The 25352-nt window shown below is 71.8% G+C and carries 22 protein-coding genes, 1 tRNA gene and 1 pseudogene; 23 read left to right on the top strand and 1 reads right to left on the bottom strand.

Annotated features, from left to right (window positions below; translation table 11 throughout):
• Positions 1–33: 33 nt before the first annotated feature.
• Both C2142_RS13885 and C2142_RS13880 read left to right on the top strand, forming a co-directional pair.
• Complete coding sequence (locus tag C2142_RS13885; RefSeq protein ID WP_148642930.1) at positions 34–963, top strand: PfkB family carbohydrate kinase; 930 nt, start codon at positions 34–36, stop codon at positions 961–963.
• A gap of 128 nt (positions 964–1091) precedes the next feature.
• Positions 1092–2093, top strand: a complete 1002-nt coding sequence (locus tag C2142_RS13880) for a serine protease (protein ID WP_148642929.1) — start codon at positions 1092–1094, stop codon at positions 2091–2093.
• 290 nt (positions 2094–2383) lie between these two features.
• On the opposite strand, the gene C2142_RS13875 is transcribed toward C2142_RS13880, so the two are convergent.
• Positions 2384–2455 (bottom strand) — tRNA-Arg (locus C2142_RS13875).
• A 157-nt stretch (positions 2456–2612) separates the two neighbouring features.
• Here C2142_RS13875 and C2142_RS13870 point away from each other — a divergent pair.
• The 21 genes and pseudogenes from C2142_RS13870 to C2142_RS13770 all read left to right on the top strand — a co-directional run.
• Positions 2613–3056 (top strand): response regulator, encoded by a 444-nt coding sequence (locus tag C2142_RS13870; RefSeq protein WP_241002565.1) that lies wholly within the window; start codon positions 2613–2615, stop codon positions 3054–3056.
• Positions 3057–3129: 73 nt separating this feature from the next.
• On the top strand, positions 3130–4785 hold the full coding sequence (gene argS, locus C2142_RS13865) for an arginine--tRNA ligase (RefSeq protein ID WP_148642928.1): 1656 nt from the start codon (positions 3130–3132) through the stop codon (positions 4783–4785).
• Between the two features lie 90 nt (positions 4786–4875).
• Positions 4876–6270: a diaminopimelate decarboxylase gene (gene lysA / locus C2142_RS13860; protein ID WP_148642927.1), complete on the top strand. Its 1395-nt coding sequence runs from the start codon at positions 4876–4878 to the stop codon at positions 6268–6270.
• A gap of 137 nt (positions 6271–6407) precedes the next feature.
• Positions 6408–7700, top strand: coding sequence for a homoserine dehydrogenase (locus C2142_RS13855; RefSeq protein WP_148642926.1), 1293 nt, complete (start codon positions 6408–6410; stop codon positions 7698–7700).
• A gap of 8 nt (positions 7701–7708) precedes the next feature.
• On the top strand, positions 7709–8797 hold the full coding sequence (gene thrC / locus C2142_RS13850) for a threonine synthase (protein WP_148642925.1): 1089 nt from the start codon (positions 7709–7711) through the stop codon (positions 8795–8797).
• Positions 8798–9145: 348 nt separating this feature from the next.
• A complete protein-coding gene (thrB, locus tag C2142_RS13845; RefSeq protein WP_148642924.1) occupies positions 9146–10081 on the top strand; it encodes a homoserine kinase in 936 nt (311 codons plus the stop codon).
• A gap of 581 nt (positions 10082–10662) precedes the next feature.
• Complete coding sequence (rho, locus tag C2142_RS13840; RefSeq protein WP_148642923.1) at positions 10663–12756, top strand: transcription termination factor Rho; 2094 nt, start codon at positions 10663–10665, stop codon at positions 12754–12756.
• A gap of 127 nt (positions 12757–12883) precedes the next feature.
• A complete protein-coding gene (locus tag C2142_RS13835; RefSeq protein ID WP_241002564.1) occupies positions 12884–14017 on the top strand; it encodes an LCP family protein in 1134 nt (377 codons plus the stop codon).
• Positions 14018–14156: 139 nt separating this feature from the next.
• Positions 14157–14378: a 50S ribosomal protein L31 gene (gene rpmE, locus C2142_RS13830; protein WP_148642921.1), complete on the top strand. Its 222-nt coding sequence runs from the start codon at positions 14157–14159 to the stop codon at positions 14376–14378.
• Positions 14379–14511: 133 nt separating this feature from the next.
• The gene (prfA, locus tag C2142_RS13825; RefSeq protein WP_148642920.1) at positions 14512–15603 is read left to right on the top strand and encodes a peptide chain release factor 1; all 1092 of its coding nucleotides are present in this window, start codon (positions 14512–14514) and stop codon (positions 15601–15603) included.
• A 61-nt stretch (positions 15604–15664) separates the two neighbouring features.
• Positions 15665–16531: a peptide chain release factor N(5)-glutamine methyltransferase gene (gene prmC, locus C2142_RS13820; RefSeq protein ID WP_148642919.1), complete on the top strand. Its 867-nt coding sequence runs from the start codon at positions 15665–15667 to the stop codon at positions 16529–16531.
• Between the two features lie 125 nt (positions 16532–16656).
• Entirely contained in the window at positions 16657–17304 is a 648-nt protein-coding gene (locus C2142_RS13815; protein WP_148642918.1) for an L-threonylcarbamoyladenylate synthase, read from the top strand.
• Positions 17305–17333: 29 nt separating this feature from the next.
• Positions 17334–17975: a protein-tyrosine-phosphatase gene (locus C2142_RS13810; protein WP_148644766.1), complete on the top strand. Its 642-nt coding sequence runs from the start codon at positions 17334–17336 to the stop codon at positions 17973–17975.
• Between the two features lie 204 nt (positions 17976–18179).
• Positions 18180–19460, top strand: a complete 1281-nt coding sequence (locus C2142_RS13805) for a serine hydroxymethyltransferase (RefSeq protein WP_148642917.1) — start codon at positions 18180–18182, stop codon at positions 19458–19460.
• 162 nt (positions 19461–19622) lie between these two features.
• Positions 19623–20960 carry an MraY family glycosyltransferase gene (locus C2142_RS13800; protein WP_148642916.1) on the top strand — a complete coding sequence of 446 codons (1338 nt, stop codon included), beginning with the start codon at positions 19623–19625 and terminating at the stop codon, positions 20958–20960.
• A gap of 295 nt (positions 20961–21255) precedes the next feature.
• Positions 21256–21699, top strand: a complete 444-nt coding sequence (locus C2142_RS13795; RefSeq protein ID WP_148642915.1) for a hypothetical protein — start codon at positions 21256–21258, stop codon at positions 21697–21699.
• A 285-nt stretch (positions 21700–21984) separates the two neighbouring features.
• Positions 21985–22800: a F0F1 ATP synthase subunit A gene (atpB, locus tag C2142_RS13790; RefSeq protein ID WP_148642914.1), complete on the top strand. Its 816-nt coding sequence runs from the start codon at positions 21985–21987 to the stop codon at positions 22798–22800.
• 90 nt (positions 22801–22890) lie between these two features.
• Positions 22891–23127, top strand: a complete 237-nt coding sequence (gene atpE, locus C2142_RS13785) for an ATP synthase F0 subunit C (protein ID WP_148642913.1) — start codon at positions 22891–22893, stop codon at positions 23125–23127.
• Positions 23128–23161: 34 nt separating this feature from the next.
• Positions 23162–23719, top strand: a complete 558-nt coding sequence (locus tag C2142_RS13780) for a F0F1 ATP synthase subunit B (RefSeq protein WP_148642912.1) — start codon at positions 23162–23164, stop codon at positions 23717–23719.
• Positions 23716–24531 (top strand): F0F1 ATP synthase subunit delta, encoded by an 816-nt coding sequence (locus C2142_RS13775; protein ID WP_148642911.1) that lies wholly within the window; start codon positions 23716–23718, stop codon positions 24529–24531. Before C2142_RS13780 ends, C2142_RS13775 begins: the two co-directional genes overlap by 4 nt.
• 153 nt (positions 24532–24684) lie before the next feature.
• Positions 24685–25352 (top strand): annotated as a pseudogene (locus C2142_RS13770) (F0F1 ATP synthase subunit alpha); the annotation flags it as partial.

Here is a 25352-nt window from a genome sequence, read left to right as displayed (position 1 = left end):
CTGGACACCCCCAGGGATCAAGGAGGCGCCGCCGTGTCGCAGTCCGCAGCAGCAGGGCCCGGGTTCGACCTGCTCGTCGTCGGCGGAGCCGGCGTCGACACCATCGTCCGCGTCGACCGGCTGGAGGTACCCGACGGCGACTCGCAGCAGGTCGGCCCGGTCCTCGACTACGTCGCCCACACCGGCAACGGCGTCGCCCTCGGCGCCCACCACCTCGGCCTGCGCACCGCCTTCATCGACTACCTCGGCGAGGACCCGCAGGCCGAGCTGATCCTCGCCGAGTACGCCCGCCAGCGCCTGCCGTTCGCGCACCTGGTCTCGCCGCACGGCACCGCGCGCTCGGTCAACCTGGTCGACGCCGCCGGCCGCCGCTTCTCCTTCCACGACAGCCGCCACCCGGCCGACCTGCGGCTGCCGCCGGCGTTCTACCTGCCCTACCTGGAGAACAGCCGGCACGTCCATCTCTCCATCACCGGCCACAACCGCGACATGTACGCGGACGTCCACCGGCTCGGCCGCACCAGCTCCACCGACCTGCACGACTGGGACGGCGTCAACCCGCACCACCGCGACTACGCCCTCAACTCCGACCTGGTCTTCCTCTCGGTGGCCGGCTGCCGGGGCCGGCACGCCGAGGTGATGCGCGCCGTCCTCGCCGAGGGGCGGGCGGTCGCGGTGGCCGCCACCGCCGGTGCCGAGGGCTGCTACCTGCTCACCCGGGACGAGCCGCTGCTGCACCTGCCGGCCGTCGACCCCGGCCGCCCGGTCGTCGACACCAACGGTGCGGGGGACGCGTTCGTGACCGGCTTCCTGCACGCCTGGCTCCGCGGCCGCCCGCTGCCGGAGTGCGCCCGGGCCGGGTCGGTGGCCGGGGCGTTCGCCTGCACCACCGTCGGGACGCACACCGCGTTCATCACCGAGGACGGGCTCGCCGAGGGCCTGGTGCGTGCCCTGGCCGGCTGACCGGGCCGCCGGCTCCCGGCGGCGGTTTTTCTCATCGGCCTCCCAGGTGGGCGTAACGCCCCTCCCAGCTCACTCCGCCATAGTCGGACCGAACTCGCACCGACACCCAGGGCAGGAGCAGACCAGGTATGGGCCAGCACCGCCGCCGCACGCCCCGACGTCGCCTTCTGGCCCCCACCCTCCTCACCGCGCTCTCGGCGCTCACCATCGCCACGGTGGTGGTGGGAACGCACGGCCTGGCCTCGGAGGCGACGGCGGCGGGCGGCCCCTCGGCGATGGTGCTCTCCCCGGCGGCCCCGCCCCCGCCCCCGACCCCGAGCCCGGCCGCCACCGACCCGGCCACCCCCACGGCCGCCGACCCGGCCGTCGGGCCGCAGACCCCGTCACCGGCCGGGTCGCCCTCGCCCCGGGAGGCCCAGGCGGCGACCTCCGCCGCCACCCCGACGCCGTCCGCGACGTCCGGTGCCATCCCGACGGTCACCCCCGGCACCACCGCCGAGGCCCCGGCCACCCCCGAATCGGCCACGGTGGGCGCCCTGTTCAGCGGCGACGTCGCGGCGGGCGACCACTTCTGCACCGCCAGCGTCCTGCACAGCCCGACCGGCAACCTGCTGCTCACCGCCGCCCACTGCCTGGACAGCACCGACGGCGTCGTCTTCGCCCCCGGCTACCGCAACGGCACCGCCCCGTACGGCACCTGGCGGGTCACCGCCATCCACACCACCACCGGCTGGTCCCGCAGCGGCGACCAGGACGAGGACTTCGCCATCCTGGAGACCGCGGCCGCCGGCGGCCGCCGGATCGAGGACGTGGTCGGTGCCAACACGCTCGGTACGGACGAGCCCTTCGGCACCACCGTCCGCCTCTACGGCTACCCCAGCGGCGGCGACGCCCCGCTGCTCTGCACCAACACCACCGGTCGCCAGAGCACCTACCAGCGCGTCGTCGACTGCCCCGACTACCCGGGCGGCACCAGCGGCGGCCCCTGGATCAGCACCGCCACCGGCCACGTCATAGGTGCCATCGGCGGCTACCAGCAGGGCGGCGACTCCAACGACACGTCCTACAGCGAGTACTTCGACCACACCATCGCCGCCCTCTACGCCGCCGCGGTCGCCGCGGCCTCCTGAGCCGCACCGACCCCGCACCGCCGACCGGCCCGCGACCGTTCCGCTCCCGGACGCCTTCTGGCGCCTCGCGGCCGGCGCGGCGACCCTCACCCCGGCCGACGCGGAGCTGCCCCCGGCCGGCTGGGCGGTCGCCACCACCGGCTGACCGCGGCCGACCCGCGGCGGGCGACCTGGCGGGCGGCCCAACTGTGCGCCCCCGGAACCGTCCTGAGCCGGCCCGGAACATGACGAAGGCCCAGGTTGGCGGCAACTTGCCGCTGACCTGGGCCTCTTCAGCACTTCTTGCGAAGTGCCCCCGGCAGGATTCGAACCTGCGCACCCGCCTCCGGAGGGCGGTGCTCTATCCCCTGAGCTACGGGGGCCTGCTTGGTGTTGTCGTCGCGTTCGCTTCGACGTGGAGAACATTACCAGGCCCGGGGCGTGGTCCGTGCACGGGTTTTGGGAGCGGCGTCCGGGCCGGGGGAGCGGAAGTGCGCAAAGGCCGGACGGGGCGGCGGGGCCGCCGATACCCTCGGTGAGGTGTCGGGAGTGTCCGGGCGGGTCCTCGTGGTGGACGACAGCGAGGTGATCCGCCAGCTGATCAGGGTCAACCTTGAGCTGGAGGGCTTCGAGGTGGTGACCGCCGCCGACGGCGCCGAGTGCCTGGAGGTGGTCCGCCGGGTGAAGCCGGACGTGGTGACGCTGGACGTGGTGATGCCGCGGCTGGACGGTCTGCGGACGGCGGCCCGGCTGCGGGCGGCGCCGGGGACGAGCGGGCTGCCGATCGCGATCGTGAGCGCCTGCACGCCGGCCGACCTGGACCTCGGCGAGGCGGTCGGGGTGGACGGCTACCTCGGCAAGCCCTTCGATCCGGCCGACCTGGTCGCACTGGTGTGGCGGCTGAGGGCGCTGGGCGGCGGCGCGGGGAGCGGCAGCGCGGGCGGATTTCGCTCTCGGCGAACAGATGGGATCGACCGGGGCTGAGCACGGCGGCGGGGCGTCTCAACCGGTAAACCGAGTGGCGGGCGGGTGCCCCGTCTCGCCTACGCTTGGCGTCGTGACCCCCGCAGAGCTTTCCCAGGCAGTCCAGGCCGCAGTGAGCGCCGCCGTCGAGGCGGGCGAGCTGACCGTCGCCGTGCCCGAGCACGTGACGATCGAGCGGCCCAAGAACAGGGACCACGGCGACTACGCGACGAACGTGGCCCTCCAGCTCGCGAAGCCGGCCGGCAGGCCGCCGCGAGCCGTGGCCGACCTGGTGGCCGCCCGTCTGCGCGAGCTGCCCGGGGTCTCCAAGGTCGACATCGCAGGGCCGGGCTTCCTGAACATCACCCTGGACACCGCCACCCAGGGCGCGCTGGCGCGCACCATCGTCGAGGCGGGCGCCGAGTACGGGCGCAACGAGGCGCTCAAGGGCCTGAAGATCAACCTGGAGTTCGTCTCCGCCAACCCGACCGGCCCGATCCACATCGGCGGCGTCCGCTGGGCCGCCGTCGGCGACTCGCTGGCGCGCGTGCTGCGGGCCTCCGGCGCCGACGTCACCACCGAGTACTACCTCAACGACGCGGGCGTGCAGATCTCCAAGTTCGCCGGTTCGCTGAAGGCCGCCGCCAACGGGCAGCCGGTCCCCGCCGACGGCTACGTCGGCGAGTACATCGTCGACATCGCCAAGGCGATCGTGGACGGCGTCCCGGGCGTGCTCGACCTGACCGGGGACGAGCAGCTCCAGGTCTTCCGCGCCGAGGGCCTCAAGCTCATGGTGGCCGAGATCCAGCGCTCGATGGAGGAGTTCGGCACCCACTTCGACGTCTGGTTCTCGGAGAAGTCGCTGCACGACTCCGGCGCCGTCGAGAAGGCCATCGACCGGCTGCGCGAGCAGGGCCACGTCTTCGACCAGGACGGCGCCATCTGGCTGCGCACCACCGAGTTCGGCGACGACAAGGACCGCGTCCTGATCAAGGCCGACGGCGAGACGACGTACTTCGCCGCCGACGCCGCGTACTACCTGTCGAAGCGGGACCGCGGCTCCGAGGTCTCGGTCTACATGCTGGGCGCGGACCACCACGGCTACGTCAACCGCCTGAAGGCCATCGCGGCCTGCGCGGGCGACGACATGGACCGCAACATCGAGGTCAAGATCGGCCAGTTCGTGAAGATGCTTCGCGACGGCGAAGAGGTCCGCATGTCCAAGCGGGCCGGCAACATCATCACGATCGACGACGTCGTCGACTGGATCGGCGTGGACGCCGCCCGCTACACGCTGGCGCGCTCCTCCACCGACTCCACCATCACGCTCGACATCAACGTGCTGACCAGCCAGACCAACGAGAACCCGGTCTTCTACGTCCAGTACGCGCACGCCCGGATGAGCTCCGTCCAGCGCAAGGCCGCCGGTCTCGGCATCACCAAGTCCCAGGACTTCAAACCGGAGCTGCTCGCCACCGAGTGGGAGTCCGACCTGCTCGGCCAGCTCGGCGAGTTCCCGCGGGTGCTGGCCAAGGCCGGCGAGCTGCGGGAGCCGCACCACGTCGCGCGGTACCTGGAGGACGTCGCGCGCGACTACCACCGGTTCTACGACAACTGCCAGATCCTGCCGAAGGGCGACGAGGAGGTCACCGACCTCACGCACGCCCGTCTCTGGCTCGCCGACGCGACGCGCACGGTGATCGCCAACGGCCTCACGCTCCTGGGCGTGACGGCGCCCGAGCGGATGTAGCACCACCCCCAAGCGCACAGCGGGGGGCGGCGGACGGTCAACGGGGACCGTCGCCGCCCCTCGCCATAGGTCTAGGAAGTACGAGAAGACATGAGTCGCTCCGCACACCCCGCAGGCCCCCGCCACGGCGACGTGCTGCCCGAGGGTCACTACCAGGCCCCGCCGGCCGACCTGAACGCGCTCGACCCGAAGGTGTGGTCCGAGACCGTCACCCGCGGCGCCGACGGCGTCGTCACCGTCGGCGGCATCGACGTCAACCGTCTCGCCGCCGAGTTCGGCACCCCGGCCTACGTCATGGACGAGGCCGACTTCCGCTCCCGGGCCCGTGCCTGGCGGGACGCCTTCGGCACCGGCGCGGACGTGTACTACGCGGGCAAGGCGTTTCTCTCCAAGGCGGTCGTGCGCTGGCTGCACGAGGAGGGCCTGAACGTCGACGTGTGCAGCGGCGGCGAGCTGCACGTCGCGCTGGCCGCCGGGATGCCCGCCGAGCGGATCGCGCTGCACGGCAACAACAAGTCCGTCCACGAGCTGGAGCAGGCCGTGAAGGCGGGCGTCGGGCACATCGTGGTCGACTCCTACGAGGAGATCGAGCGCCTCGCCGCGATCGCCGGCCGGCAGGGCGTCCGCCAGCCGGTGCTGATCCGGATCACCGTCGGCGTCGAGGCGCACACCCACGAGTTCATCGCCACCGCGCACGAGGACCAGAAGTTCGGCCTCTCGCTGAGCGGAGGCGCGGCGGCCGAGGCCGTGCGCCGGGTGCTCGCCCACGACGGGACCCTGGAGCTGCGCGGCATCCACTCGCACATCGGCTCGCAGATCTTCGACACGGCCGGCTTCGAGGTCGCCGCCCGCCGGGTGGTCGGCCTGCTGGCGGAGATCCGGGACGAGTACGGCGTCGAGCTGCCCGAGATCGACCTCGGCGGCGGCCTCGGCATCGCCTACACCAGCGAGGACGACCCGCGCGAGCCGTCCGAGATCGCCGCCGCGCTGGCCGACATCGTCCGCCGTGAGTGCGCCGCCGCGAACCTGAACGCCCCCCGGCTGAGCGTCGAGCCCGGCCGCGCGATCGTCGGCCCGACCGCCTTCACGCTGTACGAGGTCGGCACCGTCAAGCCGCTGGAGGGCCTGCGCACCTACGTCAGCGTGGACGGCGGCATGTCCGACAACATCCGGACGGCGCTCTACGACGCCGAGTACTCGGTGGCCCTGGTGTCGCGCGCCAGCGACGCCGGGCCGATGCTGGTCCGCGTGGTGGGCAAGCACTGCGAGTCCGGCGACATCGTGGTGCGGGACGCCTTCCTGCCCGCCGACCTGGCCCCGGGCGACCTGATCGCGGTGCCGGCCACCGGCGCCTACTGCCGCTCGATGGCCAGCAACTACAACCACGCCCTCAAGCCCCCCGTGCTGGCCGTCGGGGACGGCGCGGCCCGGGTGATCGTCCGGCGCGAGACGGAGGAGGATCTCCTGCGTCTCGATATCGGATGACGAAATTCTCGTCTCAGATCATGGAACGACCGTAGATCCGTACGGAAAGTCCCGGAGACTGGTACAGACCGAAGTTCCGGCGGACCCCCGAAATCCCGCCGGAATACCGAAGCAGGACGAATGCAGAGCGGAGTCGGATGATGCGTACGCGGCCGCTGAAGGTGGCGTTGCTGGGCTGTGGTGTGGTGGGCTCCGAGGTGGCGCGCATCATGACGACGGACGCCGCCGACCTCGCCGCGCGCATCGGCGCGCCGGTCGAGCTCGTCGGCATCGCGGTCCGCCGGGCGGGCCGGACCCGCCCGGGAGTGCCCGATCACCTGGTCACCACCGATGCCGAGGCCCTGGTCAACCGGGGCGACATCGACGTGGTGATCGAGGTGGTGGGCGGCATCGAGCCGTCCAAACACCTCCTCCTGTCGGCGTTCAAGCAGGGCGCCTCGGTGGTCAGCGCCAACAAGGCGCTGCTCGCCCAGGACGGCACCGAGCTCCACGCGGCGGCCGCCGAGGCCGGCGTGGACCTCTACTACGAGGCCGCGGTGGCCGGCGCGATCCCGCTGCTGCGCCCGCTGCGCGAGTCCCTCGCGGGGGACAAGGTCAACCGGGTGCTGGGCATCGTGAACGGCACCACCAACTTCATCCTCGACAAGATGGACACCACCGGCGCCGGCTATTCGGAGGCGCTGGAGGAGGCCACCGCGCTCGGCTACGCCGAGGCGGACCCGACGGCCGACGTCGAGGGCTTCGACGCCGCCGCCAAGGCCGCGATCCTGGCCGGGATCGCCTTCCACACCAAGGTGACCGCGGCGGACGTCTACCGCGAGGGCATCACCGAGGTGACCGCCGCCGACATCGCCTCCGCGAAGGAGATGGGCTGCGTCGTCAAGCTGCTCGCGATCTGCGAGCGGGCGGCCGACGGCGCGTCCGTCACCGCGCGGGTGCACCCGGCGATGATCCCGCTGTCGCACCCGCTGGCGTCCGTCCGCGAGGCGTACAACGCGGTGTTCGTCGAGGCCGAGGCGGCCGGCCGCCTGATGTTCTACGGCCCGGGCGCGGGCGGCTCGCCGACCGCCTCGGCGGTGCTCGGCGACCTGGTCGCGGTCTGCCGCAACAAGCTGGCCGGCGCCACCGGCCCCGGTGACTCCGTGTACACGCAGCTGCCGGCCAAGCCGATGGACGAGGTCGTCACCCGGTACCACGTCAGCCTGGACGTGGACGACCGCGCGGGCGTGCTCGCGCAGGTGGCGTCCGTCTTCGCCGAGCACGGGGTCTCCATCGACACCGTGCGCCAGCAGGGCCGCGACGGCGACGCCTCGCTCGTCGTGGTCACCCACCGTGCCACCGACGCCGCCCTGTCGGCGACGGTCGACAAGCTCCGCGCGCTCGACAGCGTGCGGGACGTGGCCAGCATCATGCGGGTTGAAGGGGAGTAGGAACAGCCATGAACGCCGTGATCGCCAGAGGCGCGCACACCCACCAGTGGCGCGGCCTGATCGAGGAGTACCGCGACCGCCTGCCGGTCACCGACTCCACTCCCGTGGTCACCCTGCTGGAGGGCGGCACGCCGCTCGTCCCCGCCCGGGTGCTCTCCGAGCGCACCGGCTGCGAGGTCTACCTCAAGGTCGAGGGCGCCAACCCGACCGGGTCCTTCAAGGACCGCGGCATGACGATGGCCATCTCCAAGGCGAAGGAGGACGGCGCCCAGGCCGTCATCTGCGCCTCCACCGGCAACACCTCGGCCTCCGCCGCCGCTTACGCGGTGCGCGCCGGCATGGTGTCGGCGGTGCTGGTCCCGCAGGGCAAGATCGCGCTCGGCAAGATGGGCCAGGCGCTGGTCCACGGCGCCAAGATCCTTCAGGTGGACGGGAACTTCGACGACTGCCTCACCCTTGCGCGTGAACTGTCCGAGAAGTACCCGGTGGCGCTGGTCAACTCGGTGAACCCGGTCCGGATCGAGGGACAGAAGACCGCGGCCTTCGAGATCGTGGACATGCTCGGCGACGCGCCCGACATCCACGTCCTCCCGGTGGGCAACGCGGGCAACATCACCGCGTACTGGAAGGGTTACCGCGAATACGCCACCGACGGGCTGGCCGCCCGCACCCCGCGGATGTGGGGCTTCCAGGCCGCCGGCTCGGCCCCGATCGTGGACGGTGCGCCGGTGCTCAAGCCGCAGACCATCGCCACCGCGATCCGGATCGGCAACCCGGCCTCCTGGGACTTCGCGCTCGCCGCACGGGACGAATCGGGCGGTCTCATCGACAAGGTGACGGATCGTCAGATTCTGTCCGCCTACCGGCTGTTGGCCGCGCAGGAGGGCGTCTTCGTGGAGCCCGCCTCGGCCGCTTCGGTGGCCGGCCTGCTGGCCAAGGCGGAGGCCGGCCTGGTCGACCCGGGCCAGCGGATCGTCTGCACCGTGACCGGCAACGGCCTCAAGGACCCGGACTGGGCCGTGGCCGGCGCGCCGCAGCCCCAGGTGGTCCCGATCGACGCGGAGGCCGCCGCCCGCCGCCTCGGCCTGCTGGACTGAGCCGGGTCACCCCGTGACCGGTGCCCGGGCCGACCCTTTCGGGGGTCGGCCCGCCGCCGTTCTCGGCTGACACTTTTGTGTCAATTCCAGCGTGCATTCCGGTGCCATTCCGGCATGCATTCCGGCCAGAAACGGCAACACACCAGATCGAAGGCCCACGGGGTGTACCACTGTGGAACCTCTCTTCGATACTCTGGGTTCGGCCGTGTGGCACATGCCCCGGGTCCGGCCCGTCTGCGGGCCGCGCCGACGACTGTGACCGCCCGCCCCGGCCGGGGCCCGCGGCCCATCCCCACCCTCGCGCCGACGCGCTTCGCGCCGCCCGATTTCCCCAGGAGAGTCCACCGCATGGCCGGTCCTGCGTTCCGTGCCGCCGCCGTCCGGGTCCGGGTTCCCGCGACCAGCGCCAACCTCGGCCCCGGCTTCGACGCCTTCGGACTCGCCCTGGGTCTGTACGACGACGTGGTCGTCCGGGTCGCCGACTCCGGGCTCTCCGTCGACATCGCCGGCGAGGGTGCCGACACCCTGGCCCGTGACGAGCGCCACCTGGTGGTCCGCTCGATGCGCGCCGCCTTCGACCGCCTCGGCGGCCAGCCACGCGGCCTCGAAGTGGTGTGCGCCAACCGGATACCGCACGGCCGTGGCCTGGGCTCCTCGTCCGCCGCGATCTGCGCCGGCATCGTGGCCGCCCGCGCCGTCACCATCGGCGGCCCGTCCGCGCTGGACGACGAGGCGCTGCTGGCCCTCGCCTCCGAGCTGGAGGGCCACCCCGACAACGTCGCGGCCTGCCTGCGGGGCAACTTCACGGTGGCCTGGACCGACGAGGAGTCCGCCAGGGCCGTGACCCTGGAGCCGTCCGCGCAGGTCGTCCCGGTGGTGTTCATCCCGTCCACCGAGGTGCTCACCGAGACCGCCCGCGGTCTGCTGCCCAGGACCGTCCCGCTGGCCGACGCCGCCGTCAACGCGGGCCGCGCCGCGCTGATGGTGGAGGCCCTGACCCGGCGGCCCGAGCTGCTGCTCGCCGCCACCGAGGACCGGCTGCACCAGGACTACCGGGCCTCCGCGATGCCGGACAGCGCCGCGCTGGTGGGGGCGTTGCGCGCGGAGGGCGTCCCGGCGGTGATCTCCGGGGCCGGTCCGACCGTGCTGGCGCTCACCGACGAGGCGGGTGCCGACAAGGTGCTGGCCTTCGCCGGCGACCACGGCCACGGTGGCCCGGTGTTCGCCGCGCACCGGCTGGAGCTCGACCGGGCCGGGGCCACGGTGCTCCCGCTCGACGTCTGAGCACCACGTCGGAGCACGTCCGACGGCCCGGACCGGCGCCGACCGGAGCCGGGTTGTCCGGACACGATTGGCAAGCGCAAGGCTGGGGAATGTCTGAGGGGGTCGGTAGTGTTAACCTCATTGCTGCACCAGGTGCCCTCCGGGGCTCGGTGCGCCGCGTCCCGATCCCAGCACTCCGCTCGCGCGGAGTCCCGGCGATGTACGGGGCGACGATTCTCCGGGAGCCCACCGCAGCGCGTACGCAGCCTGCCTGCGCAACTTGCGGTCGCATCCCGAAGCCGTGACGGCACCTGACTCCCACCCGCAGCCTCCAACCCGAGGCCAGGACGGGCGGAGCGCGGGCCACCGTCACGCGACGGGGGCCCGGGATTCACAGGCAGCGCGGGGTCGGCACGCGACCGTCCCATCGCGCCACTCAGCACCACCGTGCTTCATGCACCGCACCTCGCAGCTCTCCTCCGACTGGCTACCGCCATCCGGGGGATCACCGCCTCGGACCGACGCAGTCGAGCGTTGGTCAGGACAGCACAACCGGTCGCCGAGCCAGACAGGCCGACGTCCGCTCCAGGGAAGGACCCTTAGTGAGCGACACCACCGATCTGATGGGCGCGCGCCCGGACGCCGAGGCGTCGGACGCAGCCGCCGCCCCCGCGGCCCCGGCCCGGCGCCGTCGCACCGCCGCCGCGGGCCTCGACGGGCTCGTCCTGGCCGAGCTCCAGAAGCTCGCCTCGACGCTGGGGATCAGCGGCACGGGACGCCTGCGCAAGAGCCAGCTGATCGAGGCCATCAAGGAGAAGAGCGGCGGGGACCCGCTGCTCGCCGCCGGCGCCACCACGACCGCCCCGGCGACCAAGCGTGCCGCCGCCAAGGCGGACACCGCCGCGCCGGCCGAGAAGCCCGCCCGCCGCACCAAGGCCGCGCAGGCCGAGGCCCCGGCCGCCGCCGAGGCCCAGATCGAGATCCCGGTCCAGGCCGCCGCCGAGACCGCCGCGCCGGCCCGTGCCGAGCGCACCCGCCGTCGTGCCACCTCGGCCGCCGGCGCCCCGACCGCCGAGGCCGCCGCCGAGGCGCCCGCCGCGGTCGTCACCGAGGCCAAGCAGGCCGAGGCCCGCCCGGCCGAGACCCGCGCCTTCGAGGGCCGGGAGGAGGGCCGCACCGAGACCCGCCGCGACCGCCGGGACCGCCGCGACCGCCGCGAGGGCGGCGAGCGCGAGGGCCGCCAGGAGGCCGGCGAGGCCCAGGCCGGCCAGGACGCCGAGAGCCGCGAGTCGCGCCGCGACCGCCGCAACCGCCGGGACCGTGCCGACCGCACCGACCGTGCCGACCGCCAGGGCGGCCAGCAGCAGACCGCCCAGGGCGACGGCCAGCAGAACCGCCAGGGCGGCCAGCAGGTCCAGCCGCAGGCGCAGCAGGGCGGTTACGACGACGACGAGTTCGGCGACGGCCGGCGCGGCCGCCGCGGCCGCTACCGCGACCGCCGGGGCCGTGGGCGTCGTGAGGGCTTCGAGGTCGGCCCCGCCGAGCCGCAGGTCGGCGACGACGATGTGCTGATCCCCGTCGCGGGCATCCTCGACATCCTCGACAACTACGCGTTCGTGCGCACCTCCGGCTACCTGCCGGGCCAGAACGACGTCTACGTCTCGCTCGCCCAGGTCCGCAAGAACGGCCTGCGCAAGGGTGACGCCATCACCGGTGCGGTGCGCCAGCCGCGCGACGGCGAGCGCCGCGAGAAGTTCAACGCCATGGTGCGGCTGGACTCGGTCAACGGCATGGACCCGGAGAGCGGCCGCGGCCGCCCCGAGTTCAACAAGCTGACCCCGCTCTACCCGCAGGAGCGGCTCCGTCTGGAGACCGACCCGGGCGTGCTGACCACCCGGATCATCGACCTGGTGTCGCCGATCGGCAAGGGCCAGCGCGGTCTGATCGTCGCGCCGCCGAAGACCGGCAAGACGATGGTGCTGCAGGCGGTCGCCAACGCGATCACCCACAACAACCCCGAGTGCCACCTGATGGTCGTCCTGGTCGACGAGCGTCCGGAGGAGGTCACCGACATGCAGCGGTCGGTGAAGGGCGAGGTCATCTCCTCGACCTTCGACCGCCCGGCCGAGGACCACACCACGGTCGCGGAGCTGGCCATCGAGCGCGCCAAGCGCCTGGTGGAGCTGGGCCACGACGTGGTGATCCTGCTGGACTCGATCACCCGCCTCGGCCGCGCCTACAACCTGGCGGCGCCGGCCTCCGGCCGCATCCTGTCCGGTGGTGTCGACTCGACCGCGCTGTACCCGCCGAAGAAGTTCTTCGGTGCCGCGCGCAACATCGAGAACGGCGGCTCGCTGACCATCCTGGCCACCGCGCTGGTCGAGACCGGCTCGCGGATGGACGAGGTGATCTTCGAGGAGTTCAAGGGCACCGGCAACATGGAGCTCAAGCTCGACCGGAAGCTCTCGGACAAGCGCATCTTCCCGGCCGTCGACGTCGACGCCTCCAGCACCCGCAAGGAGGAGATCCTGCTGGGCAGCGAGGAGTTGGCCATCGTCTGGAAGCTCCGCCGGGTGCTGCACGCGCTCGACTCGCAGCAGGCGATCGAGCTGCTGCTGGACAAGATGAAGCAGACCAAGTCCAACGCCGAGTTCCTGATGCAGATCGCCAAGACGACCCCCGGGTCCGGCGACTGACCGTCAACGGCTGAAGCACCAGCACGGAACCCCGGTTCGCGCGAGCGGACCGGGGTTCCGTGCGTTGTTCCAGAGTCGGGACACAATGACCCCTTTGGATCATGTTGTCCGATTTACTCTGGACCGTATGGCTGAGCACAAGCGTGTCCTGAGCCGCCGCCGCAAGGTCCTGCGGGTGGCCGCGTGCGCGTTCGCCGCGCTCGTCGTCCTCGGTGCCGGGGCGGCCGGCTACGCGTACTTCAAGCTCAACGGCAACATCAAGAGCGTCGACATCGACGCCCGGCTGGGCACCGCCCGCCCGCCGTCCGCCACCGACGGCTCGTTCAACGTCCTGGTGCTCGGCTCGGACTCGCGGGCCGGGGGGAACGGCGACCTGGCCGGCGGCGACACCGGCGACACCGCCCGCTCGGACACCGCCATGGTGGTGCACGTCAGCCAGGACCACTCGCGGGCCGAGGTGGTCTCGATACCCCGGGACACCCTGGTCGCCCGGCCCGACTGCACCGACCGGAACGGCAAGGCCGCCCCCGGGGTCAGGCGCGCGATGTACAACAGCGCGTACGAGACCGGTGGCGCCGCGTGCGCGGTCAAGACCACGGAGCAGCTCACCGGGCTGCGGATGGACCACTACGTCGAGATCGACTTCGCCGGCTTCGCCCGGGTCGTGGACGCGATGGGCGGGGCCACCGTGACCACCACGGTCCCCATCCACGACCAGGACAGCGGGCTGGACCTGGCGGCCGGCGAGCACCACCTCGACGGCAGGCAGGCGCTGGCCTTCGTCCGCACCCGGCACGGCGTCGGCGACGGCAGCGACCTCGGCCGGATCGAGCTGCAGAAGCAGATGGTGCGGTCGCTGCTCCAGCAGGCCGGCGGGCTCGGGCTCTTCTCCAACCCGGTCAAGCTCTGGTCGATCGGCGACACGCTGACCCGCTCCATCACCACCGACTCGGCGCTGGCCTCGGTGAACTCCCTGGTGGGGCTGGCCCAGGAGCTCAAGGGGATCGGCCCGGACCAGCTGTCCATGGTCACCCTGCCGGTGGCGGCGGCCCCCGGCGACCCCAACCGGGTGGTCGCGCAGCAGCCGCAGGCGGACCAGCTCTGGGCGGCCCTGAAGGCCGACCAGGCGCTCCCGCAGGCCGTGGTGGCGGCCCAGCCCGGGAACCCCGCCCAGGCGACCCCCACGGCCCCCGCGAAGGCCCCGGTGACCGGCCCGGCGGGCACCGCCAAGCCCTCGGCACGGGCGACCGCGCCCCGCTGAGTCCGGGCCCGGAATATCCCGGAACGCCACCCGGTTTGGGAAGAAGCGGCTGGTCCTGGCAGACTGGTCCGTCGGTCCCGGTTCACGTGCGGCACTCCAGTCGCCGACCCGGTGCCCTCCCGAACACTAGGAGAACCCCTTGAAGCCCAACGTTCACCCCGAGTACGTGGTCACCCGTGTGACCTGCACCTGCGGCAACGAGTTCACCACCCGCTCGACCGAGACCAGTGGCGAGATCCGCGCCGAGGTCTGCTCGCAGTGCCACCCGTTCTACACCGGCAAGCAGAAGATCCTCGACACCGGTGGCCGCGTGGCCCGCTTCGAGGCCCGCTTCGGCAAGCAGCACAGCGCGAAGGCCTAGCGCTCCCTCGGCGCCGGTTCCCGGCGCCCCCGTACTCGTTCCGGGGGCGTTGGGGACCGGCGCCGTTCGCGTCCCACGGCGCACGAGCGCCCCGCGACCCCCACCACCGCAACCCACGGGAAGAAGGCCACCCATGTTCGAGGCAGTCGAAGAGCTCCTCGTCGAGCACGCCGACCTCGAAACGAGGCTGGCCGACCCGTCCGTCCACGCCGACCAGGCCAACGCGCGCAAGCTGGCCAAGCGGTACGCCGAGCTGACCCCGATCACCCGGGTTTACCGGGCCTGGAAGCAGGCCGGCGAGGACATCGAGGCCGCCCGCGAACTCGCCGCCGAGGAGCCGGAGTTCCTCGCCGAGGTGAAGGACTCCGAGGCCCGCCGCGAGGAGCTGACGGAGGAGCTGCGGCTGCTGCTCGTCCCGCGCGACCCGAGCGACGAGAAGGACGTCATCCTGGAGATCAAGGCGGGCGAGGGCGGCGAGGAGTCCGCGCTGTTCGCCGGTGACCTGCTCCGGATGTACCTGCGCTTCGCCGAGCGGATCGGCTGGAAGACCGAGATCATCGACTCCAACGAGTCCGACCTCGGCGGGTACAAGGACGTGTCGGTGGCCGTGAAGACCAAGGGCGCTCGGACCAACCCCGACGGCTCGCCCGCCCAGGGCGTCTGGGCGCGGCTGAAGTACGAGGGCGGCGTGCACCGCGTGCAGCGCGTCCCCGCCACCGAGTCGCAGGGCCGCATCCACACCTCCGCGGCGGGCGTGCTGGTCACCCCCGAGGCGGAGGAGGTCGAGGTCGAGATCGTCGCCAACGACCTGCGGATCGACGTCTACCGCTCGTCCGGCCCCGGCGGCCAGTCGGTCAACACCACCGACTCCGCGGTCCGGATCACCCATTTGCCGACCGGTATCGTGGCGTCCTGCCAGAACGAGAAGAGCCAGCTCCAGAACAAGGAGCAGGCGATGCGCATCCTGCGTTCGCGGCTGCTGGCCGCCGCGCAGGAGGAGGCCGAGCGGGAGGCCTCGGACGCGCGCCGCAGCCAGGTCCGCACCGTGGACCGCTCCGAGCGGATCCGCACGTACAACTACCCCGAGAACCGCATCTCGGACCACCGCACGGGCTTCAAGTCGTACAACCTGGACCAGGTCCTGGACGGCGACCTGAACGCGGTGATCCAGTCCTGCGTGGACGCCGACGCGGCCGCCAAGCTCGCGGCGGCCCAGCAGAACTGAGACCGGCGTCCGGGCCCCGGACGCACCAGAGAAGCCGCAGCGCAGAAACAAGAGGTCGTACGTGAACCTGCTGCTCGCCGAGGTGGCCCAGGCCACCCAGCGGTTGGCCGCGGCCGGTGTGCCGTCGCCGCGCTTCGACGCGGAGGAGCTCGCCGCACACGTCCACAACGTCAAGCGCAGCCAGCTGCACACGGTCAAGGACGCGGACTTCGACGCCCGCTACTGGGAGGCCGTCTCCCGCCGCGAGGCACGCGAGCCGCTCCAGCACATCACCGGCCGGGCGTTCTTCCGCTACCTGGAGCTGGAGGTCGGCCCCGGGGTCTTCGTGCCCCGCCCGGAGACCGAGACGGTCGTCGAGTGGGCCATAGACGCCGTCCGTGACATGGACGTCGCCGAGCCGCTGGTGGTCGACCTCTGCTCCGGCTCCGGCGCCATCGCGCTGGCCCTCGCCCAGGAGCTGCCGCGCTCCACCGTGCACGCCTTCGAGCTGGACGAGGGGGCGCTGCAGTACACCCGGCGCAACATCGAGGCCAGCTCCGACCGCGCCCGGGTCACCCTGCACGCCGGTGACGCCACCAAGGCCTTCGCCGACGACCGCTCCTGGGACGGCCGCTTCGACCTGGTGATCTCCAACCCGCCGTACATCCCGCTCACCGAGTGGGAGTACGTGGCGCCGGAGGCCCGCGACCACGACCCGCAGATGTCGCTGTTCTCCGGCGAGGACGGGCTGGACACCATCCGCGGCATCGAGCGGGTCGCCGCCCGCCTGCTGCGCCCGGGCGGCGCCGTGGTGATCGAGCACGCCGACACCCAGGGCGGCCAGGTGCCGTGGATCTTCAACGAGGAAGGCGGCTGGACGGACGCCGCCGACCACCGCGACCTGAACAACCGGCCGCGCTTCACAACGGCCCGAAGGGCGTCGTTGTGACCATTCAGCACGGCACGACGGCCCGGAAGGCCTCGTCGTGACCATCCAGCGCACGACGACCCGCAGGGCGTCGCTGTGAACGTGCCCGCCCACGTGTTGAGCCATCTCGGAAGGGGACCGCACCGATGAGCCGCCGCTACGACTGTGCCGATGCCGGGGACCGCGCCACCGGCCTGCGCGAGGCCGCCTCGGCCATCCGCCGGGGTGAACTCGTCGTGCTGCCCACCGACACCCTCTACGGGGTCGGCGCGGACGCCTTCTCGCCGGAGGCCGTCGCCGCCCTGCTGGCCGCCAAGGGCCGCGGCCGCAACATGCCCTCGCCGGTCCTGGTCGGCTCGCCGACCACCCTGCACGGCCTGGTCACCGACTTCTCCGAGCAGGCCTGGGAGCTCGTCGACGCCTTCTGGCCCGGAGGTCTCACCCTGGTCGCCCGGCACCAGCCCTCGCTGCGCTGGGACCTCGGCGAGACCCGCGGCACCGTCGCCGTCCGGATGCCGCTGCACCCGGTCGCGATCGAGCTGCTGAACACCACCGGCCCGCTCGCCGTCTCCAGCGCCAACAAGACCGGCGGCCCGTCGCCGTCCACCTGCGACGAGGCCGAGCAGCAGCTCGGCGACGCCATCTCGGTCTACCTGGACGGCGGCACGGCCGACCACGCCACCGCCTCCTCCATCGTCGACGTCACGGGCAAGGTCCCGGTCCTGCTGCGGGCCGGCGCGATCAGCGCCGAGCAGCTGAGGGAGGTCGTCCCCGACCTGGAGGCCGGCAGTTGACGGCCGCCTCCCTCCATGCCGGGCCCGGCATATCGCCGTACCTGAGCGTGGGTCCCAGGCCGCTGGACCACTTCCGGATCCTGTTCGTCTGCACGGGGAACATCTGCCGCTCGCCGATCGCCGAGCGGCTCACCCGGCGTGAGCTGGACACCCGGCTCAGCCCCCGGGTGGCCGGGCGCATCCTCGTGGAGAGCGCCGGCACCTGGGGCCACGTCGGCGCGCCGATGGAGGAGCACGCCGCCACGGTGCTGGACGAGTACGGCGCCGACAGCGGCGGCTTCGTCGGCCGCGAGCTGCTGGACGAGCACGTGGTCGAGGCCGACCTGGTGCTCACCGCCACCCTGGACCACCGCGCCCAGGTGATCTCGATGGGCCACGAGGCCGGGCTGCGCACCTTCACCCTGAAGGAGTTCACCCGCCTGGTCCGGACGATAGACCCGGGCACCCTGCCCGACCCGCGCCGCGGCGCGGACGTCACCGAGCGTGCCCGCGCCCTGGTCCGGGCCGCCGCCGCACTGCGCGGCTGGCTGCTCGCCTCCAGCCCGGAGTCGGACGAGGTGCACGACCCGTACGGCGCGCCGATCGGCATGTTCCGCAACTGCGGCGAGGAGATATTCCACGCGGTGGACCCGGTGGTCACCGCGCTCACCGGCGTGCCCGCGCGCACCTGACCGCGGCACCGGCGCGCGCTCCTGCCGCCGGGCCTGACCGCGGCACCGGCGCGCGCTCCGGACACAGGGTCTGACGGCGCATCCGGACGCCCTTCCGGCGCAGCGGACGCCCGCCCGGGTGCACCACCCCCGCGTCGGCAGGACGGCCGCGATCCCCCGACCTACGCTGGAGGGATCCACCCGACGCGCCCCGGGAGCCCCGCCATGACCGTCGCCGATGCCGTGACCGGATCCTTCGAGACGACGGGGCGCCGGTGGGCGTCCGAGGCGTTGCGACGGGCCGACCCGCAGCTGGCCGACCTGCTCGCCGCCGAGGCCGAGCGGCGGGCCGAGAGCGTCCAGCTGCTGGCGGGGGAGAACCTCACAGGCCCCGCCGTGCTGGCCGCCCTCACCGGCCCGCTGATCGACAAGTACGCCGAGGGCTACCCCGGCCGGCGGCACCACACCGGCTGCGCGCTGGCGGACGCCGCCGAGCTGCTTGCGGTCGACCGGGCCCGTGAGCTCTTCGCCGCCCCGCACGCCAACGTCCAGCCCCGGTCGGCCACTTCGGCGATGCTGGCGACGTACGCGGCGCTGCTGCGGCCGGGCGACGTGGTGCTGGCGATGTCGCTGGAGCACGGCGGCCACCTGAGCTGCGGCTCGCGTGCCAACTTCTCCGGACGCTGGTTCGACTTCGTCGGCTACGGGGTGCGCCGCGAGGACGGACTGATCGATCTCGACCAGGTCCGCGCGCTCGCGCGCGAGCACCGCCCGAAGGCCATCGTGGCCGGCTCCATCTCCTACCCCCGGCACCCGGACTGGGCCGCCTTCCGGGAGATCGCCGACGAGGTGGACGCCTACCTGATCGCCTCCGCGGCGCAGACCACCGGCCTGGTCGCGGCGGGCGTCGCGCCCTCGCCGGTGCCGTACGCGGACGTCACCGTGGCCGCCACCCACAAGCTGCTCCGCGGCCCGCGCGGCGGCCTGCTGCTCTGCACCACCGAGCTGGCCGAGCGGATCGACCGGGCGGTCTTCCCGTTCAGCCAGGGCGGCGCCGCGATGAACGAGGTGGCCGGCAAGGCCGTCGCGCTCGCCGAGGCGGCCACCCCCGGGTACCGCGCTTACGCCCACCGCACCGTCGCGGGGGCGCGCGTCCTGGCAGCAGGGCTCGCGGAGGCCGGTATGCGCCCACTGACGGGCGGCACCGACACCCACCTGGTCACCGCCGACGTCGGCCCGCTGGGGGTCAGCGGCGCCGAGGCCGAGCGCCGCTGCACCGTCGCCGGACTGATGCTCGGCAAGTGCGCCCTGCCGTACGACCCCGCACCGCCCTCCGAGGCCTCCGGGATCCGGCTCGGCACCGGGACGGTCACCTCGCAGGGCATGGGTGAGGCCGAGCTGACCGAGATCGCCGGGCTGATCGGCCGCCTGCTCGCAGAGGGCGCGGACGTACGGATCGGCGAGCGGGTCCGGGAGCTCGCCCGGGCCTTCGCCGACCGCCGGTAGCCGGGGGTGTCGGGGTCACCTCCCCGGTAGGGCGAACCGCGATGCACGTCCCGGGCGTCCGACTCAATAAGGTGTGTGCCGTGGCGACGCACCTCGATACCCGGACAGGCACGGGAGTACCTTCGGTACCGACCCGTCGGACAGTGACGCAGGAGGCCAGTGGTGCGTGAGTATCTGCTGGTGCTGTTCTGCACCGCGGCCGTCACCTACCTGCTGACCGGCCCGGTTCGGAAGTTCGCCATCGCGGCCGGCGCGATGCCGCCGGTCCGCGCCCGTGACGTGCACCGCGAGCCCACGCCGCGACTCGGCGGCATCGCCATGTTCGGCGGCCTCTGCGCGGGCATCCTGGTCGCCTCGCAGCTGGACAACCTCTCCAAGGTCTTCTCGCAGGGCACCGACATCCGCGCGCTGCTCTCCGGCGCCGGGATCATGTGGCTGCTCGGCGTGCTCGACGACAAGTGGGGCGTCGACGCCCTGGTCAAGCTGGGCGGCCAGATGATCGCCGCCGGTGTGATGGTCTGGCAGGGGGTCACCGTGATCACCCTGCCGGTGCCCGGTGTCGGCGCGGTCGCCGTCAGCCCCACCCAGGGCATGGTCATCTCGGTCACCATGGTCGTCGTCATGGTCAACGCGGTGAACTTCATCGACGGCCTGGACGGCCTGGCCGGCGGCATGGTCTGCATCGCCGCGATGGCCTTCTTCCTGTACTCCTACCGGCTCTGGTACGGCTACAACATCATGGACGCGGCCCCCGCCGTACTGTTCAGCGTGCTGCTGATCGGCATGTGCCTGGGTTTCCTGGCGCACAACCTGCACCCGGCCCGGATCTTCATGGGCGACTCCGGCTCGATGATGCTCGGCCTGATGCTGGCCGTCGCCGCGATCTCCATCACCGGCCGCGTCGACCCGGACCTCATCACCAGCGAGACCGGTTCGCAGACCGCCACGGTGCACGCCCTCGTCCCGATCTACATCCCGCTGCTGCTGCCGCTGACCGTCATCGCCCTGCCGCTGGCCGACCTGCTGCTCGCCGTGGTCCGCCGCACCTGGGCCGGCCAGTCGCCGTTCGCCGCCGACAAGCGGCACCTGCACCACCGGCTGCTCCAGGTCGGCCACTCGCACAGCCGCGCCGTTCTGATCATGTACTTCTGGGCCGCGCTGATCGCCTTCGGCACCGTCGCCTTCTCGGTCACCAACACCGGCCGCACCGTCGTGCTGACGCTGGCCGGGCTCTGCCTGGTCGGCCTGGTGGTGCTGCTCACCCCGCGGTTCCGCCCGCGGGCCCCGCGCGCGGTGCAGGCCTTCGTCCCGCCGCGCTACCGGCGCCGCGGCGCCGCCCGGAGCGCCGTGCAGACCGTCGGGGACGAAGCGGTGGCACCCGCGCCGACGTCGGCGCCGATGGCTGAACTGTCCGCGAAGGACAAGGAACTACTGGGTGAACTGCCGAAGGGTTCGCCCGCGGTCGGCGGCAACCGGAACGGCAGCAACCCCAGCCGGTAGGCGAATTGACGTATCGTCAAGGTGGTTCACCCGTACGGCTGCACCCTTGGGCCGTTGGTGTGACAGGTACCACACATTCATGGTAAAGCTCTCATCAAATAGTTTGTGATACCGTTCACGAGTACCGAGAACACGCCGAAAGACCTGACAGGTGGAGGACTTCCGTCCCTGGTCGGTCTCCCTCGGCAGGCCCGCCGCAGAGCGGCAAGGCCTGCGGCGGCCCTCGGTCCGGTGCCAACCACCACGTTCTGTGCCCGTCCCCCTGCCACATCGACATGCCGCCGGAGCTGCCGACATGCCGTCCAACGACGCCCGGATCCTCCGAGGCGCCGCGATTCCCACTGCGGTCGCCGGGATCATCGCCATGGTGATCTCCTTTGCCGTCGCGGGTGGCAAGGGACTGCTCGGCGCCCTCTTCGGAACGCTGCTGGTGATGGCCTTCTTCAGCTTCGGCCAGGTCGCACTCGACCGGCTGACCAGGTCGAACCCGCACATCATGATGGCTGCGGCGCTCCTGGTCTACACCACTCAGATCCTGCTGGTCGGTATCGTCCTCGCTGTCTTCAAGAACACCGAGCTCTTCAACCGGCAGGCCTTCGCCTTCACGCTGCTGGGCTGCGCACTGATCTGGACGGGCTTCCAGGTGCGCGGCGCACTCAAGGCCAAGACCTTCTACGTCGACACCGACGCCTCCGAAAGCAAGGGCGACAAGCCTTCCGACTCGGGGCGTCAACAGTGACGAGGCCCGACTGTCCCCCCAACGAGGGGGGCGGTGTTTATGCCGCACTGACGGGCTGCTATCGTCCGTCGCAACAACGGAGTACGGGAAGAGGCCAGGTCTGTCCGACAGACGGACGGATCGCCCCCCGGACCCGCGCAGTCTTCGATGGTCCCGCTGTGGCGCAGCTAGCCGCCGCGCGGGGTCCGCGAGAAACCCATCAAGTTCCAGTGCCGCTCCGTGGCCGCAGGCCACGCCGACACACCGAGGTTGCCGTAACCATGCGTCACGACGAAGGAGTCCGTGGTGAGTGCTGATCAGCTCACGTCCCTCGCCTCAGGCAGTTGCCACTTCGGGGACGCTGGCTGCGGCTTCCCGGCCCCGGGCCTGAACGAGTTCGACTTCAAGCCGATCTTCTCGATCGGCAGCTTCTACTTCAACAAGCCGATGCTGCTGTCGATGGTCGTCGCGCTGCTGGTGGTCGTCTTCTTCTGGGTCAGCTTCGCCAAGCCGCGCCTCGTTCCCGGCAAGCTGCAGCTGGTCGCCGAGATCGGCTACGACTTCGTCAAGCGGTCCATCGTGCTGGAGACGATCGGCAAGAAGGGCGAGAAGTACGTCCCGATGCTCGTCTCGATGTTCTTCTTCATCTGGCTGATGAACATCATGTCGATCATCCCGTTCGCCCAGTTCCCGGTGACGGCCGCGATCGCGTTCCCGGCCGCCCTGGCCGGCGTCGTGTGGGTCACCTACATGACGCTGACCTTCAAGAAGCACGGCTTCGTCGGCGGCCTCAAGAACCTCTGCTGGCCCTCGGGCATCCCCGGCTGGGTCATGTTCATCCTGGTGCCGATCGAGTTCTTCTCGAACATCTTCGTGCGCCCCTTCACGCTCGCGGTCCGAGCCTTCGCGAACATGTTCGCCGGCCACCTGCTGATCGTGATGTTCTCCATCGCCTCCTGGTACCTGCTCAGCCCGACCCTGGGCGCGCTGTACGGCTCGGCCTCGTTCATCGTCGCCGTCGCGCTGACCGCCTTCGAGCTGCTGGTCCAGTTCCTGCAGGCCTACATCTTCGTGATGCTGGCCAGCAGCTACATCGCCGGTGCCCTCGAAGAGGCGCACTGAGCCAGGGGCCCCGGCCCTCCCCGAACCAACCTCCCGGATCGCCCGGTGGCCAATCACCACCGGTTCACCACCCTGCAAAGGACAACTGCAATGAGCTTCCTCGCTGAGGGCACTGTCTACGGTTCCGTCGCGTCCATCGGCTACGGCCTCGCCGCGATCGGCCCCGGCATCGGCGTCGGTCTCATCTTCGGTAACGGTGTCCAGGCCATGGCCCGTCAGCCCGAGGCCGCCGGCCTCATCCGTTCCAACATGTTCATCGGCTTCGCGCTGACCGAGGCGCTCGCCCTCATCGGCATCGTCATGCCGTTCGTCTTCGGCAACAAGTAATCCTGCCGCAGACCCATTCGAGGAAGGTCCAGATATGAGCATCGCGGCTTCGCTCGCGGCCGAGGAGAAGATGAATCCTCTCCTCCCCGCATGGCCCGAGATCATCATCGGCCTGCTCTGCTTCTTCATCGTCTTCGGTCTCCTCGGCAAGAAGCTCCTCCCCAGCATCGAGAAGGTGCTGTCGGAGCGTCGGGACGCCATCGAGGGCGGCATGGAGCGGGCCGAGACCGCTCAGGCCGAGGCCCAGGCCCTGCTTGAGCAGTACCGCGCCGAGCTCGCCGAGGCGCGTCACGAGGCTGCCCGCATCGTCGAGCAGGCTCGCGAGCAGGGCGCTGCCCAGCTCACCGAGATGCGCGAGGAGGGCCAGCGCCAGCGCGAGGCCATCGTCGCCGCCGGCCACGCGCAGATCGAGGCCGACAAGAAGCAGGCGACTGCCGCCCTGCGCCAGGACGTGGGTTCGCTCGCTTCGCAGCTGGCCTCCCGCATCGTGGGTGAGTCCCTTGAGGACCACGCGCGTCAGAGCGGCGTCATCGACCGCTTCCTGGACGAGCTGGAGGCCAAGGCCGCCGTTGCTCAGGGTGCGGCCAAGTGATCGGCGCCAGCCGTGAGGCCCTCGCCGCCGGGCGGCAGAACCTCGAAGGCCTGACCGACTCCACCTCGGTGGACGCGGCCAAGCTCGCCGAGGAGCTCACCGCCGTCACGGTCCTGCTGGACCGTGAGGTGTCGCTGCGCCGTGTCCTGACCGACCCGTCCCGGTCGGGTCAGGACAAGGCCCAGCTGGTCTCCTCGCTGCTGACCGGCCAGGTCTCCGGCGAGACCCTCGACCTGGTCTCCGGCCTGGTCCGCTCCCGCTGGTCGGGTGCGCGCGACCTGGTCGACGCCGTCGAGGAGCTGGCCGCGTACGCCGAGGTCATCGCCGCCGACAAGGCCGGTGTCCTGGACGACGTCGAGGACGAGCTGTTCCGGTTCGGCCGGGTGGTGAGCGGCTCCAACGAGCTGCGCGCCGCGCTGACCGAGCCGAAGGCCGGCGCCGTCGCCAAGGCTGCGCTGATCAAGAAGCTGCTCGGCGGCCGTGCCAACGCCGGCACCGTCCGGCTGGTCACCGCCCTGGTGAATGCTCCGCGTGGCCGTAGCCTTGAGCAGGGCCTGGAGTCCTACTCGAAGCTCGCCGCGGCGCGACGCGGTCGCGTGGTGGCCCTGGTCACCACCGCGGTGCCGCTGTCGGACGGCCAGAAGGACCGCCTTTCGGGCGCCCTGGGCCGGCTGTACGGCCGCCAGGTGCACCTGAACATCGATGTCGACCCCGAGGTCGTCGGCGGTGTCCGGGTCCAGATCGGTGACGAGATCATCGACGGCACCGTGTCGAGCCGCCTCGAAGGCGCTCGCCAGTCGCTCGAAGGCTGAGCACCGAAGCACATCCGACCCTCGGTCGGGAACCGGCTCCGAATAGGAGCCGGCAAATCGTACGGCCGGTTCGAGAGACCCGGCCGAGAGTCGAATACTTGCGGCCCTCAATGGCGGGCCGAGGATCGCAAACTAGGAGAGCAGGGAAGCCTGATGGCGGAGCTTACGATCCGTCCGGAGGAGATCCGGGACGCGCTGGCCGACTTTGTCCAGTCGTACCAGCCGGACGCCGCCTCGCGTGAAGAGGTCGGCACGGTCACTGACGCGGCGGACGGTATCGCGCATGTCGAGGGCCTGCCCTCGGTCATGGCGAACGAGCTGCTGAAGTTCGAGGACGGCACGCTCGGCCTCGCGCTGAACCTCGACACCCGCGAGATCGGTGTCGTCGTCCTCGGTGAGTTCGGCGGCATCGAGGAGGGCCAGACGGTGCGCCGCACCGGCGAGGTCCTCTCCGTGCCGGTCGGCGACGGCTACCTCGGCCGCGTCGTGGACCCGCTGGGCAACCCGATCGACGGTCTGGGCGACATCGCCTCCACCGGCCGCCGCGCCCTGGAGCTGCAGGCCCCCGGCGTCATGGCCCGCAAGTCGGTCAAGCAGCCGCTGCAGACCGGCATCAAGGCCATCGACGCGATGACCCCGATCGGCCGCGGCCAGCGCCAGCTGATCATCGGCGACCGCCAGACCGGCAAGACCGCGGTGGCCGTCGACACGATCATCAACCAGCGCGACAACTGGCGCTCGGGCGACCCGGAGAAGCAGGTCCGCTGCATCTACGTCGCCGTGGGCCAGAAGGGCTCCACCATCGCGTCCGTCCGTGGCGC

Origin of the sequence: Streptomyces sp. CB01881 (assembly GCF_002953255.1) — a bacterium.
Lineage (GTDB): Bacteria > Actinomycetota > Actinomycetes > Streptomycetales > Streptomycetaceae > Kitasatospora.
Note: the sequence above shows the minus strand (reverse complement) of the source record. Positions and strands in the feature narration are given on the sequence as shown.

Excerpts from the sequence above, each read along its gene's own strand:
- C2142_RS13815 (WP_148642918.1), top strand. The coding sequence starts at position 16,657 with ATGAGCCGCCGCTACGACTGTGCCGATGCCGGGGACCGCGCCACCGGC.
- atpE (WP_148642913.1), top strand. The coding sequence starts at position 22,891 with ATGAGCTTCCTCGCTGAGGGCACTGTCTACGGTTCCGTCGCGTCCATC.
- C2142_RS13780 (WP_148642912.1), top strand. The coding sequence starts at position 23,162 with ATGAGCATCGCGGCTTCGCTCGCGGCCGAGGAGAAGATGAATCCTCTC.
- thrC (WP_148642925.1), top strand. The coding sequence starts at position 7,709 with ATGAACGCCGTGATCGCCAGAGGCGCGCACACCCACCAGTGGCGCGGC.
- prfA (WP_148642920.1), top strand. The coding sequence starts at position 14,512 with ATGTTCGAGGCAGTCGAAGAGCTCCTCGTCGAGCACGCCGACCTCGAA.
- C2142_RS13880 (WP_148642929.1), top strand. The coding sequence starts at position 1,092 with ATGGGCCAGCACCGCCGCCGCACGCCCCGACGTCGCCTTCTGGCCCCC.
- C2142_RS13805 (WP_148642917.1), top strand. The coding sequence starts at position 18,180 with ATGACCGTCGCCGATGCCGTGACCGGATCCTTCGAGACGACGGGGCGC.
- C2142_RS13855 (WP_148642926.1), top strand. The coding sequence starts at position 6,408 with ATGATGCGTACGCGGCCGCTGAAGGTGGCGTTGCTGGGCTGTGGTGTG.
- lysA (WP_148642927.1), top strand. The coding sequence starts at position 4,876 with ATGAGTCGCTCCGCACACCCCGCAGGCCCCCGCCACGGCGACGTGCTG.
- thrB (WP_148642924.1), top strand. The coding sequence starts at position 9,146 with ATGGCCGGTCCTGCGTTCCGTGCCGCCGCCGTCCGGGTCCGGGTTCCC.
- C2142_RS13795 (WP_148642915.1), top strand. The coding sequence starts at position 21,256 with ATGCCGTCCAACGACGCCCGGATCCTCCGAGGCGCCGCGATTCCCACT.
- C2142_RS13835 (WP_241002564.1), top strand. The coding sequence starts at position 12,884 with ATGGCTGAGCACAAGCGTGTCCTGAGCCGCCGCCGCAAGGTCCTGCGG.